Here is a 13,258-nt window from a genome sequence, read left to right as displayed (position 1 = left end):
ATCGGCAGGCTTAGCCTGTTGTACGCATACAAAAATCAAACATCTTCATCATTCATTTAAGGGGGTAGCTTACATGAAACATAAGAAGAAGACGTCTCTGCTGCTTGTGATTACGATGCTGGCAACCATGCTCTTGGCTGCTTGCGGTAACGGCAAAGAGGAAGTGAAAGGTACAGGCGCGGCAGGGGAGTCAGACAATAAGGATCCGATCACAGTGAGCTTTTTCAGCGCGGATTCCAATGCGAGCTGGAATAATATGCAGGATGCAGTAGGCAAAAAGCTTACAGAGAAGACAGGTGTTACGGTTCAAGCTGAGTTTGCGGTAGACGGATCAAATCAGAAGCTTCCGCTGCTTGTCGCAAGTGGTCAGTACCCTGATATGGTATTTGCGAAAGGGGATGCCAACCTGTTCGTGGACTCGGGAGCTTTTATCGATCTGACGGATTTGATTGAAGAGCATGCTCCGAATATTAAAAAGCTGTACGGCGACTATATGAGCCGGTTGAAATGGAGCAACGAGGACGAATCCATCTATGTTCTCCCTACGCTCAATGCAGTTGGACATACCGCTTTTGATGCAGGCGGCACATTCCAAATCCAGCATGAGGTTCTGAAAGAACTTGGTTATCCTGAATTGAAAACAGTAAAAGATTATGAGAATGCTTTAAAAGCATACGCTGAGAAGAATCCAAAAATCGACGGACAACCAACGATTCCGCTTACGCTGAATGCAGATGGCTGGAGAATTATGATCTCCGTAACGAACCCTGCCTTCGGCGCTACGGGTGCATCGGATGACGGCGAGTACTATATCGATCAGGAGACGGTGGAGGCGAAGCTTCACTACAAACGTCCGGAAGAGAAAGAGTACTTCCGCTGGCTGAACCATATGAATGCTACCGGTCTGCTGGATAAAGAAGCATTTGTCCAGAAGACGGATCAGTATGAAGCTAAAATCTCCTCTGGCCGTGTGCTGGGTCTCATTGACCAAGAATGGGGTTTTGGTAATGCAACCAATGCGCTTCGCACCGCAGGCAAAGAAAATCGCACGTATGCCAGATTCCCGATCCAGCTTGATGAAACCACAAAGGATGCTGCTTTCCAGAGCATTGGTTACACTGCAGGTTGGGGCGTAGGAATAACGACTTCTGCGAAGGATCCGGTTCGGATCATCAAGTTCCTGGATTACCTGGCTTCCGAAGAAGGCCAAATCCTGATGAACTGGGGAATTGAAGGCGAGCACTATAATGTGGTAGACGGCAAACGCGTCATTCCTAAAGAAATTCAAGAACGTAAAATTAATGACAACGTCAACTTCTCCAAAGAATCGGGCATCGGTCTTTATTTAGCAATGTTTCCTCGTTACGGTGACGGTGTGAAGGACTCAACAGGAAACTACTTCACAACGAACTACCCGGAACAAATTATGGAGAATTACACGGCATCAGCTAAAGAGACATTAGCAGCCTACAATGTGAAGATGTGGAAAGATCTGTGGCCTAAAGAAGATGAATTTAAAGAGAAGCCTTGGGGCGCTGCTTACAATATCCCGGTACCGTCGGATTCCAATATCAATATTACGTACAAAAAGGTCGAAGAGATTACACGCAAACGGATTCCGGAAATCATTCTTGCCGATCCTTCTAAATTCGACTCCTTATATGACAGCTTTCTTCAAGAATTGAATGCTGCAGGCGCAGAGAAAATGGAGAAGGAATATACAGAGCTTGTACGCAAGCGCGTAGAGCTGTGGAATAACTGAAAATCCAGGTCGTTCAAGATTTCATCCTTGGGCGACCTGTTTATCTTATGACTGAATTAGGCCCGATCACATTTTTTAGGAGGATTCATTCATGCTTAGTGAACAATTGCCAAAGATCTGGTACGGAGGAGATTACAATCCCGAACAGTGGGATGAGGCCACGTTGGAAGAGGATATGCGGATGTTTAAGCTGGCAGGAATCGATGTCGCAACAATTAACGTCTTTTCCTGGGCAAAGTCCCAGCGGGATGAGAATACTTATGATTTTGCGTGGCTTGATCGTATTATGGATCGTCTGGCGCAGGAGAATATTCGGGTCTGTCTTGCAACAAGCACAGGGGCCCATCCAGCATGGATGGCTAAGAAATATCCGGATGTGCTTCGTGTCGATTATCATGGCCGTAAGCGCAAATTTGGCGGACGTCATAATTCATGTCCGAACAGTCCGACCTACCGCAAATATTCTGTAAAGCTCGCAGCTATGCTAGCAGAGCGTTACAAGGATCACGAGATGCTATCCGCATGGCATATCTCCAATGAGTATGGGGGGTACTGCTACTGTGATCAATGTGAGCAGCAGTTCAGGGTGTGGCTGAAAGAACGTTATGGAACGATCGAGAAATTAAATAAGGCTTGGAATACAGCATTCTGGGGACATACATTTTATGAGTGGGATGAGATCGTTGTCCCGAATATACTGAGTGAAGAGTGGGATGGCAACCGGACGAATTTTCAGGGTATTTCACTCGATTACCGCCGGTTCCAATCGGACAGTCTGCTCGAATGCTATAGACTTGAATACGAGGCTTTGAAGTCCGTGACGCCGCAAATTCCAATTACAACGAACCTGATGGGCACGTATCCGGAGCTGGATTATTTCAAGTGGGCCAAGTATATGGATGTCATATCATGGGACAATTATCCGTCTATGGATACGCCGTTCAGCTTTACATCCATGAGCCATGACCTGATGCGCGGGTTAAAGAGCGGACAGCCGTTTATGCTCATGGAGCAGACTCCAAGCCAGCAGAACTGGCAGGCTTATAATGCATTAAAGCGTCCAGGTGTGATGCGGCTGTGGAGCTATCAAGCTGTAGCGCACGGCGCCGATACGGTTATGTTCTTCCAGCTTCGCCGTTCCGTCGGTGCCTGCGAGAAGTATCACGGGGCTCTCATTGAGCATGCAGGTCACGAGCATACTCGTGTGTTCCGTGAGTGTGCAGAACTTGGGAAAGAGCTGCAGGGACTCGGGGACAAAATCGTTGATTCACGGTCCAGAAACAGAGCTGCCATCATGTTCGACTGGGAAAATCGCTGGGCTGTGGAGCTGTCAAGCGGACCAAGCGTGGCTCTAAAATATGTGGATGAGGTTCATAAATATTACGATGCGCTGTACAAGAACCATATCGGAACGGATATGATCAGCGTCGAAGAGGAGTTAAGTGCCTATGATCTTGTCATTGCTCCGGTCATGTATATGGTGAAGCCGGGCTTTGCGAAGAAGGTAGAGGATTTCGTTGCCCGCGGAGGTACGTTTATAACGACATTCTTTAGCGGAATTGTGAATGAGAATGACTTGGTTACGCTCGGGGGGTACCCGGGTGAACTGCGGAAGGTTCTTGGAGTATGGGCTGAGGAGATAGATGCGCTTTATCCGGGACAGTTTAATGAAATGGTGATGAAAAAAGGTATGGGCAGTCTCCAAGGCTGCTATCCTTGCGGCATATTGTGTGATATTATCCACGCGGAGACAGCAGAGGTACTGGCGGAATACGGATCTGATTTCTATCAGGGGACTCCCGTTCTGACACGTAACAAGTTCGGCGAAGGTCAGGCGTATTATGTGGCCAGCAGTCCGGTTTCGGACTTCTTGGAAAGTTTCCTGGGTCATCTGTGTGCAGACATGGGAATTCACGCTCCACTGGATGCACCGGTTGGCGTTGAAGTATCGGAACGGGTGAAAGGTGATGTCTCTTACCTGTTCGTTCTGAATCATAACACTGATGAAGCCGTAATTGATGCAGGCGACAAGCCGCTTATCGAGCTTCTCACAGGGCGGAAGGTGTGCGGTAAGGTTACCATTGCCGGCCGTGATGTGATGATTCTGGAGCGAGTGGCGAAGGAATAAATAGTATAAATGAAAAACAGCCGGATTAGCAGGCATGGAGCCTGAGGATATCCGGCTGTTTTTGTCCTGTCATATGATGCAGGATAGGAGCCTACTGAACTGAAAGGGTATACGTACCGCGCCCATTTTGCAAGGTAACCTGCTTGTCTCTCACTTCGGTGCGGGACAGATTATCGACTGGAATTGTAAACGTGCTGTCAGGGAGAGGAGCCTCATGCCCGTCAGTAATGACCACTCCGCTTCCATGAAGCAGGAGAGCCTTGCAGGCAATATAGTCGTCAATAGAGCAGTTATCATTATCCCGGTACCCGATAAATTCAAGCAGAAGACGGACCTGATCCAGATCGTCCTGTTCTTTTTTTTCGATAAGAATATTCTGGTTGGTGTGGGATTTTAACCACTCCGATACTTGTTCCAGAGGATGTGCCATACCGTTCACCTTCCTTAAGTACAAAATTGTTCGTATGAGTAGTCATTACCCAAACCAGGCTGTCTTATTTCAATTTTTTATCCATACTGCCAAAGAACCATCGTTTTTTGTGAATATATCGCGGTATGTGTCTAACAGGCCCCGTAAACGGTTAATAGCGATTAGAAACTGTAATTTAGGGAGGATAGACTATTGGAACGCAAACAGCAACAAGACAGAGTCCCTTGGTGGAGCTTAGAGAGGTCAGCAGGGCTTTCTTTGCTTGCAGGCGGATTGCTGCTGGGGATTTCAACAGCTATGCATCCACCTGCGGCGAACCCTTGGAGCGGTCTCGAAGCTATTCATATTATCCATGAAGGCACATTCTATTGGCAGATAGACCATAGTCTGATGCTTCTGGCTGTTCTGCTGTGGTTCAGCGGCCTGTCGGCAGGAGAAACATACGCCGGAGCGGGACCAACAGCCCGGTTAGCCGCGCGTTTTTTCGCTGCTGCATTAACCATCTGGGTCATTATCCTGGCGATGGAGATGACCATTCTCCCTACGGCTGTTCATTATATAGGGCTTGACAGAGAGCCGGCAGCACAAGGGATATTGATCGGAATATATGCCTTCGGGATTATGGTTGGCGACTTCGCCATGGCACTGGCCTGGATTGGGGTGTCCTTGACTGCTTTAGCTCTATTCAAAGAAAAAAACAGCTTTCCAAGATGGCTTTCCACCGCCGGTATTTGGGCGGGAATCTGGGGAGTCGCGGGTATTATTGCGGCGCTTCTGCTGCCTGATTACAGCCTGCCTATCTATCTAGTTAGCGCGGGTCCGCCCTATGTATGGACGCTTCTGTTCGGCTGGAGGATGATGCGTTCAGGTAAATCTGATGTATAAACAGAATGCGCGCTGTTTCAATTGCAAAAAAAAGGATGTTTTTCAGGCCCGGACCTGAGAGACATCCCTTTTTTTGTATATATTGTCCTGACATTTTATAAAAATATGGTACGATTAAACAGGAATCTTCATCTATGCAGAGTCATTCATTATTCCGGTTTGGCCTATATACGATCGTTACTCCAAGCTGGTTATACGTTTCCTCGGTATAGTGATGGTCGGGACAGTGCTTGGTCAGCGTCATATGGTCATAATGCGAAACCAGTTTTTGTTCACATTCGGGACATCTGTCTTGGAACATGGATTTGAACTTGCTGAACAATGGGAGAGCACCTCCTGTTTTTCCGATCTAATTACTTGGTTTTATTATAGTCGATAATCTGGGGACAGTACAGTATTAATATTGCCTATCTCGAACTCATTTCATAACATATACCTCAGTTAAATGTATTAAGCGTTGATTTATTATACAATCATAACGAATGGGGATCCGTCAGTATGGTTATAGAGTATATCATCATGGTTATTATCGGTCTTTTCGGTTCATTTTTCTCCGGACTGCTTGGCATCGGGGGCGCAATCATCAACTTCCCGCTTCTGTTATACATACCTGAATGGTTCGGGTTTACAGGCTTTACGCCTAAAGAGGTTGCTTCGATCAGTATGCTGCAGGTATTTTTTGCATCGTTGTCGGGTATGGTATCGAACCGGATCAGCACGAAGAAGGGACCCTCGCTCGTACATAAAAAGCTCGTCCTTCAAATGGGGCTCGCCACCTTGATCGGGAGTCTGATCGGCAGTGTGTCTTCCCTATATCTAAACAGTGCTTCGATCAATATGATATATGGAGTTCTGGCGATCATTGCCGCAGTGATAATGGTTATTCCGGCAAAAGCCACAGCGGAGAGCAAGCCGGTTTCCGAGGTTGTTTATAATGTATTGATTGCTGTTTCCGCTGCCTTCCTTGTGGGTATTGTATCTGGTATTGTAGGGGCTGGCGGAGCGTTTATTCTGATTCCGATCATGCTTATAGTGCTTAAAATCCCAACGAGAATAACCATTGCCTCATCACTGGCCATTGTCTTTCTCTCAGCCTTAGGCGGAGTAATCGGTAAATTAGCAGCAGGAGGCATACCCGTCTGGCCGGCTGTATTTGCGGTGGTTGGCAGCTTGCTGGGTGCACCTGTTGGCACCTATGTGAGCCGAAGAGTGAACGTGAAGCTGCTTCGGTACGCGCTTGTCGTTCTGATCGCTGTAACAGCGGTGAAGATATGGATGGATATTTTGATATAGAAACAAGGAGGGTTTACGAATGAAGAAAAATCAATTGGGCTCATCGGACTTGTATGTAGGTGAAATCGGACTCGGCTGCATGTCTTTGGGAACGGAAGAGAAGCAGGCGATTCGACTTGTTCAGGAGGCCCTGGAGCAAGGGATCAATCTGCTGGACACAGCTGATCTCTATGATGCGGGAGTAAACGAGGAACTGGTCGGTAAAGCAATTAAAGGCCGCCGGAAAGACGTAATCCTTGCGACCAAGGTCGGTAACCGCCGTGTCCCTGGTGAAGAAGGCTGGGTATGGGATCCTTCGAAGGCGTATATCAAGTCAGCCGTAAAAGACAGTATGCGGCGCCTTGGCACGGATTACATAGATTTATATCAATTGCACGGCGGAACCTTGGATGATCCGATCGATGAGACCATAGAAGCTTTTGAAGAGCTGAAGCAGGAGGGCTGGATTCGTTATTACGGCATATCCTCGATTCGCCCGAATGTGATCCGTGAGTACGTGAAGAGATCAAACATCGTTAGTGTGATGATGCAGTACAGCATTCTCGATCGGCGTCCTGAAGAGGAGGTCCTGCCGCTTCTTGCAGAGAGCGGGATATCTGTTATTGCCAGAGGACCAGTAGCTAAGGGCATCTTGAGTGATCGAAGTGAAGAGAAGGCGGAGAAGGGCTATCTCGACTATACACAAGAAGAGCTTCTGGATATTACGAGACAGCTGAACAAGGAATTCAAATCCGTACGCGATTTGTCTCATACGGCAATCCGGTATGCTCTTTCACATAAAGCGGTTGCCAGTGTTATTCCCGGGGCAAGTACGGTGGATCAGCTAAGACACAATGCCGCTGCAGGGGGGCTTACGCCGCTCACACCGCAGGAGATTCAGTTAATTCAGGCGATTAGCAGGGCGAACCGTTATGAACAGCACCGGTAATTTCTTCTGCTGAAACTCTGTGATTTACTGCGTAAATAATATATATGATTAATGTTTAATATTGTACAGACCCTATACCCGGTGAGCCTTCTATTGGCCGCCGGGTATATTTGGGACTTCATTGAAATTTTATTGAAGGTATATGATAGGGATACAAACTTTTTTATGGTCTGCTTCGTTTCCATAATAAGAACCGCGCGGACTAATTATTTAAGATGTCATGAAAGGGCCTGGCACATGATTACAATTGAGCATTTATCCAAAACTTATAGGAAAGGCGCCTGGGCGCTGCTTGATGTTTCCCTGACTTTTGAGAAAGGGATGACGGGGCTGCTTGGGCCTAACGGTGCCGGTAAAACAACATTAATGCGTATTCTAGCGACACTGCTGGCTCCAACTTCAGGGCAGGTCACGATAAATGGGATACCCATTGGAAGATCAGAAGAAATCCGGAGGATGATCGGATATCTTCCACAGCATTTCCGTATTTACCCGAAGATGACCGGACGTGACTATTTGGATTATGTCGGTGTCATGAAGGGAATCACAGATAAAACGATGCGTCGAAATGAAATTACAAAGCTTCTGGAGATGGTCAATTTGCAAGAAAAGGCGGACCAAAAAGTCCGTACCTACTCCGGAGGCATGAAGCAGCGACTGGGTATCGCCCAGGCTCTTCTCGGCTCCCCGGAGGTGCTCATTGTGGATGAGCCTACCGCCGGTCTTGATCCGCAGGAACGGGTACGGTTTCGCAATATGCTCACCCGGTTCAGCATAAACAGGACGGTACTGCTGTCCACTCACATCGTAGCTGATATCGAGAGCAACTGCCGCCGGGTCGCTGTCATGAACAGGGGCTGCCTGCTTATGACCGGTGATTTAGCCGAGCTTCAGGCCTGCGGGGAGGGATATGTATGGGAGGTCTTGCTGAATTCGGGGCAGCTTTCAGCGGTAAATCCGGCCCGGATTGTTTCAACCCGTACGGTGTCCGAAGGGATTGTGTGCAGAATGACAGGAGCTGCCTCACCCATGAGTGGAGCGGTTCAGGTTCCGCCGACGCTTGAGGATGGTTATTTAACGTTACTTCGGAGGGACAGAAATGAATAAATGGATGAAGCAGTGTGGACTTGAGCTTCGGCTCGTTCTGGGAAATCCTCTATTGGTCCTGCTTCCTGTGCTTTATGGTGTGGCGTTCCTTCTGTTTGCATTGGATGCCCAGGAATACATCGAACCTAGAGTTTACTCCCAGCTTATATCAGTTCATTCCGTCGCCCATACCATCTCTCTTGGACCTGCGATGATGCTTGGCATTCTAACGGTTCGCCGGGACATGAAGCAATCGTCCTATGAGTGGAACCGAAGTTTACCTGTATCTTTCGGGATGCTGCTCTCCTCTAAATATTTGGTGGCTGTCTTATACATGTCCTTGTTCACACTGCCGACGTCTGCAGCGATCTATGCGATATCAGTAAACCAGGGTGTCAGCGGTGCTGTCGCCCTGCGGCTTATGCTGAATATTGCACTACAGGCGGAGGTATCGTATCTGGTTACTGTGGCCCTGGCCATGCTGCTTGCGGTCTGCATTCCGAACCGTGTGGTCTATTTGATCGGGTTCTGTGCATGGATGTTCGGCACCTTTTTTATGGATATTTTCCTGATAGAACAATCGGGATTTTATGCGCTTAAAACCTTTCATTTGAACCAGTTCTTTCTGACCTCCAATCCTTTAACCGATGAAACCTGGGGATATGAGCTGTTCAGGGGAGAGATGAATCAATCGCGGATGTTCGTCTTGTCCTTTACAATGCTCTTACTGACGGTCTGCCTGCTGTTGTTAAACCGTACCCGGCCCACGATGAATATGAAATGGCACTGGCTTGCCGTGGCTGGGGCGGCTCTATTGTCCACGTCAACTTTTATTCCATACGCTACGCTGTGGCAGGATCGATATGCTTCGGTTCAGGTGAAGAAGAACGATCCTTCCATCCGCTTGGCTGAAACGGTTTTTTCCAAGGATGAGAGACTGAACATCACCAAGTACGATATTGCCTTGAAGAGACAGAAGGATGACCTGCTTGTCCTCCATGCCAAGTTGGAGGTTCCGCATAAGGAACTCGAAAGAAGAACGACATTTCCGCTTACACTGCATCGGGGCTTTGAAGTGAATAAAGTGCTTGTGCAAGGAGTCGATAACACATACCGGCGTCAAGGAGATCACCTGAATATTGATATTCCAAGCGGTATACAGGGGGATATGGAGATTGAGATATCTTACCGCGGGAAGATGATGGAGTTTCTCCAGGATTATAATGGGGAAAAATACCCTGTCTTCAGCGTGGGAGCAGAGGTGAATCTGCCCAAGTCTATGGCTTGGTATCCGCTCCCCGGACATCAGGATGTTTACGTAAAGGACGTTGACCCGGCTAGAAGAATATTTACCGGCTTTCGCTACTCAGGAATGTATTTCCCGCCGGCAGAAATGAGACTGAAGGTCGAGGGTTACTCCAATCCCTTGTATACAGGCATCCCGGAGCTGGTCCGAGAGAAGGGATACCAGCTTTTCGAGGGAAAAGAAGTGATGGGGCTTACGCTGATTGGCAGCCGTGATTGGCTCGAGCTGAAGCAGGAGGGACTTCCCGTCACGGTCGTAACAACACCTTTTAACCGGGAGTATACCGAGGGGATGCTGGAGGTGTTAAAAGAACAATATGATTATTTTACCCAGTGGATTCCTGAACTAAAGCCTGATATTACGCACATTATGTATATAGGTTCAGATATAGGTGCGAATCTGGATACGCTGGAGGATGAGCATAGCAAGCGGGACAATGGGTTGATTTTATCTTTCAGAAATTATACCTATGATTCAACAAGCGGCTTATCTGGAACCTGGATGAATAACATGCTTTTCGGCAGTCAAGAAGGGCTGATGTGGTACTCAGAAAGCGCAGATATTGAGCGGGATGTTCGCGGAAAGATCAGCAGCTTGTTCTGGTATATGTATTTACGGGAAGCAGAAGGTTTAAGTAATGAAGAGGTTGTTAATCGATACGGCTGGACGCAGCCTATTCAATTATTGACAATGAAGGATCCGGACATGGATCCTAAGGGGATTGGCCGTCAAATGCTGAAGCAGGTTTCACAAGCCTTAGCCGAGGGAAAAGATGTTCAGGTGAAAGAGCTTCTGCTGCATTTTTATAATCAGGGCATTTTTCAGCCGGGCAGCAGGGACAATCTATATTTGAATGAGCGTCCAATATCTCTGGAAGAATGGCTCCAGGAATGGGATAGAATCGTAGGCGATGCAGGAACGGACTCAAAGAAGTAGTGCTCCTCGTCCGTCATTCAGCTTAGGCCATGATATTAAATACAGAAAGGGGGGATTAGGCTTTGATTTCCGATCAGGAGCTATCCGAAAGAATGGCTGCCGGTGACCAGGATGCCTTCGAGATGCTGATAACCCGTTACCACGGTCCGCTGCTTCATTATATATCCAATCAGCTGCAGGATCGTCAGAAGGCTCAGGATATCGTACAGGAAACCTTCATCAGGCTGATTCGTCATTTTAGAGAACACGGAGCTTTAGAGCATGTCAGATCATGGCTCTATCGTGTGGCCCTCAATCAATGTAAAGACTATTGGAAGAGCTCAGCGTACCGGTCAGAGGGACTGGCTGGTGAGGAGATGCCGGAGCGTTCTGACCCGTCAGCGGGAGCTGAAGAGCTGCTGGAGAGGCAGGAAACATCTACAGAAATTGCAGCTTCACTGGAACGACTTCCGGTGGTCCAGAAGCAAGTTGTGTCATTACGGTTCTTTCACGACATGAAGCTTCAGGAAATATCGGAGCTGCTGGACATCCCCCTTAGCACAGTGAAGACACATTTATATAACGCTCTGAGAAAGCTAAAGAAAGTGATGACATTAGAAGACTCTTACGCACCGGCGTCTGCTGCCCGCTCAAGCGGTCCGCCAGGCGGTTCCGATGCCAAGAAGAAAACCGGAAGTAAAGAAGACTTACCCATCCAACAAAAAGAAAGTGAGGTGTATTCCCATGGATCATCCTTCCGATAACGAACTGAGAGAGCTTGAGGAGGAGCTTAGAGGCCCGTTAACCCGGGCAATCATGCCGCCTCCCTCGTCTGCTGAAACAGCGCAGATGATTGCTTCGCTGCAGGGAGAATTCGATCAGCTTAAGCTTGAAGCCACGCCGCCTAAACTGGATTTCAATCCGCAGGTAGACCCCCCTTCATTAGGACAACTGCTGCGCAATCAGCTTCGACTGAATCAGAAATCGATTCTGCTCGCAAGCAGCGCTGTATTCAGCATGCTTGTCCTGCTCATTAATCCGGAGTATCCGCTGGATCAATTCGCTGGCATCCCGGGTGGGATCTTTCCGCTTATCACACCGCTTCTGCTGATTGCTTCGATGCTCTTTAGCAGCCGGACATGGGACCGGGGCATGCGGGCGGTGGAGTCCATTACTCCTTATCCGCCGGCTCTCGTATTATACAGCCGTTTACTTATGGTCACCGCTATTGTGGTAGGCATGGCACTGCTTAGTACACTGGTACTAGGTATACGAGCTATGAATGCGGAGTCGTCTCATTTTTTGTTTGGACCCTTTGTACTTGAATGGATGAGTGTTCTGCTCATGACAGGCGGTGTCGCCATGTATATGATGTTCCGAAAGGGAATCGTGGCTTCCATGGTATCTGCTATTTTCGTGTACGGCTTGTGGATCCTGCTTCAAGGACAGATCAATGCCTATGGAGAACCGCATTTTATGAAAACTCCAATAGATGTTGGCTTCCTTCTGGTTGGTGCATTTTTTCTGATATCCTCTTATGGCCGGAGTCGCAGAGACAGCACATTTACCGGAGGAGCTGCGCATGATTAACATGGAGGGCCTCGTTCGTCAGGCTGGCACATACCGATTGGAGATCGAAAGAGCGAGACTCTTTTCCGGATTAAACCTGATTGTCGGGGCGAACGGGGCGGGCAAAACAACACTTTTGGAGATGCTGACAACGCTTCAGGCTCCGGATGAGGGGACGATTTTGTACAAAGGGCGCAAGGCTTCGGATCATCTGCCGCTTGTTCGCAGCCAGATCGGCTATGTTCCTTCGGAAATTGAGCTCTATGGTGATATGAAGACTGGCAAGCTGTTGACCTATTTAGCAGAAATGAAAGGCGTTTATGCTTCTGAAAGAATTGATCGTCTTATGAGTGACTTTCGCCTGGAAACATACCGCCGTACCAAGGTGAAGAACCTGTCCCAGGGTGTGCAGCGCAGAATTGCGGTAGTGCAGGCTCTTCTGGCTTCGCCGACATTTCTGTTTCTGGATGAGCCGCTGAATGGCATGGATGCGGAGGAGCGTAAATTCCTGATCACTTATTTATCAAGGTACGCCAAGGATCGATTGGTCGTTGTCGCTGCCCATGAGCTGAATGAGTGGGAGGATGTGACTGACACCGTGCTTTGGATTCATAGAGGACGTATTCGCTACAATGGCTCGCCCAGAGCCTGGAAGCTTGCCGCACCTTTGAAGGTGTGGGAGGGAGCCGTCAGTCTTGAGGAGTTTGAGACGATTCCGGAACAGAATATCATCCACTTCAGAATGCTGCCGGAGGGCGTTCGGGTAAGGCGCATGGGAAGTACGGCGCCCGGCCCCGAATACTCGGAGGTGGAGCCAACGCTTGAGGATACTTTTTTTGTCCATATGGACGTCCTTGCTCGAAGAGCATAACATGAGTCAAAAGAAAATAAGCTGTATCTGCAGCCCGCAGCGTTCCCGCAACCAGGTAACGGCACTGCAGCTAAAGGGGCAGTCC

The 13,258-nt window shown here is 48.3% G+C and carries 12 protein-coding genes; 10 read left to right on the top strand and 2 right to left on the bottom strand.

Annotation, left to right across the window (positions count from 1 at the left end):
- Window positions 1–73: 73 nt before the first annotated feature.
- Both BN1234_RS12100 and BN1234_RS12095 read left to right on the top strand, forming a co-directional pair.
- Window positions 74–1,762 (top strand): ABC transporter substrate-binding protein, encoded by a 1,689-nt coding sequence (locus BN1234_RS12100; protein WP_054956919.1) that lies wholly within the window; start codon window positions 74–76, stop codon window positions 1,760–1,762.
- Between the two features lie 91 nt (window positions 1,763–1,853).
- Entirely contained in the window at window positions 1,854–3,890 is a 2,037-nt protein-coding gene (locus tag BN1234_RS12095; protein WP_054956918.1) for a beta-galactosidase, read from the top strand.
- A 91-nt stretch (window positions 3,891–3,981) separates the two neighbouring features.
- Here the strand turns inward: BN1234_RS12095 and ymzB are convergent, their stop codons facing one another.
- Entirely contained in the window at window positions 3,982–4,320 is a 339-nt protein-coding gene (gene ymzB, locus BN1234_RS12090) for a protein YmzB (RefSeq protein ID WP_054956917.1), read from the bottom strand.
- Window positions 4,321–4,512: 192 nt separating this feature from the next.
- On the opposite strand from ymzB, the gene BN1234_RS12085 reads away from it, so the two are divergent.
- Window positions 4,513–5,205 (top strand): hypothetical protein, encoded by a 693-nt coding sequence (locus BN1234_RS12085; RefSeq protein WP_054956916.1) that lies wholly within the window; start codon window positions 4,513–4,515, stop codon window positions 5,203–5,205.
- A gap of 142 nt (window positions 5,206–5,347) precedes the next feature.
- Here BN1234_RS12085 and BN1234_RS21905 read toward each other — a convergent pair whose 3' ends face one another.
- Window positions 5,348–5,527, bottom strand: coding sequence for a hypothetical protein (locus BN1234_RS21905; RefSeq protein WP_082423184.1), 180 nt, complete (start codon window positions 5,525–5,527; stop codon window positions 5,348–5,350).
- Window positions 5,528–5,703: 176 nt separating this feature from the next.
- Between BN1234_RS21905 and BN1234_RS12080 the strand changes: the two genes are divergently transcribed.
- The 7 genes from BN1234_RS12080 to BN1234_RS12050 all read left to right on the top strand — a co-directional run bounded on the left by BN1234_RS12080 (window position 5,704) and on the right by BN1234_RS12050 (window position 13,173).
- Window positions 5,704–6,498, top strand: a complete 795-nt coding sequence (locus tag BN1234_RS12080; protein WP_054956915.1) for a sulfite exporter TauE/SafE family protein — start codon at window positions 5,704–5,706, stop codon at window positions 6,496–6,498.
- 19 nt (window positions 6,499–6,517) lie between these two features.
- A complete protein-coding gene (locus BN1234_RS12075; RefSeq protein WP_054956914.1) occupies window positions 6,518–7,426 on the top strand; it encodes an aldo/keto reductase in 909 nt (302 codons plus the stop codon).
- A 237-nt stretch (window positions 7,427–7,663) separates the two neighbouring features.
- Window positions 7,664–8,533, top strand: a complete 870-nt coding sequence (locus BN1234_RS12070; protein WP_054956913.1) for an ABC transporter ATP-binding protein — start codon at window positions 7,664–7,666, stop codon at window positions 8,531–8,533.
- Complete coding sequence (locus tag BN1234_RS12065; protein ID WP_054956912.1) at window positions 8,526–10,754, top strand: ABC-2 transporter permease family protein; 2,229 nt, start codon at window positions 8,526–8,528, stop codon at window positions 10,752–10,754. The genes BN1234_RS12070 and BN1234_RS12065 overlap by 8 nt, the downstream gene beginning before the upstream one ends.
- A gap of 62 nt (window positions 10,755–10,816) precedes the next feature.
- Entirely contained in the window at window positions 10,817–11,497 is a 681-nt protein-coding gene (locus BN1234_RS12060; protein WP_054956911.1) for an RNA polymerase sigma factor, read from the top strand.
- Window positions 11,478–12,323, top strand: coding sequence for a hypothetical protein (locus BN1234_RS12055; protein ID WP_054956910.1), 846 nt, complete (start codon window positions 11,478–11,480; stop codon window positions 12,321–12,323). Before BN1234_RS12060 ends, BN1234_RS12055 begins: the two co-directional genes overlap by 20 nt.
- Window positions 12,316–13,173 (top strand): ATP-binding cassette domain-containing protein, encoded by an 858-nt coding sequence (locus tag BN1234_RS12050; protein WP_054956909.1) that lies wholly within the window; start codon window positions 12,316–12,318, stop codon window positions 13,171–13,173. The genes BN1234_RS12055 and BN1234_RS12050 overlap by 8 nt, the downstream gene beginning before the upstream one ends.
- Window positions 13,174–13,258 lie beyond the last annotated feature (85 nt).

The sequence above is a fragment of the Paenibacillus dakarensis genome (assembly GCF_001373415.1).
Taxonomy (GTDB): Bacteria; Bacillota; Bacilli; order Paenibacillales; family Paenibacillaceae; genus Paenibacillus_AQ; species Paenibacillus_AQ dakarensis.
This window is presented reverse-complemented; position numbering and strand designations above follow the sequence as displayed.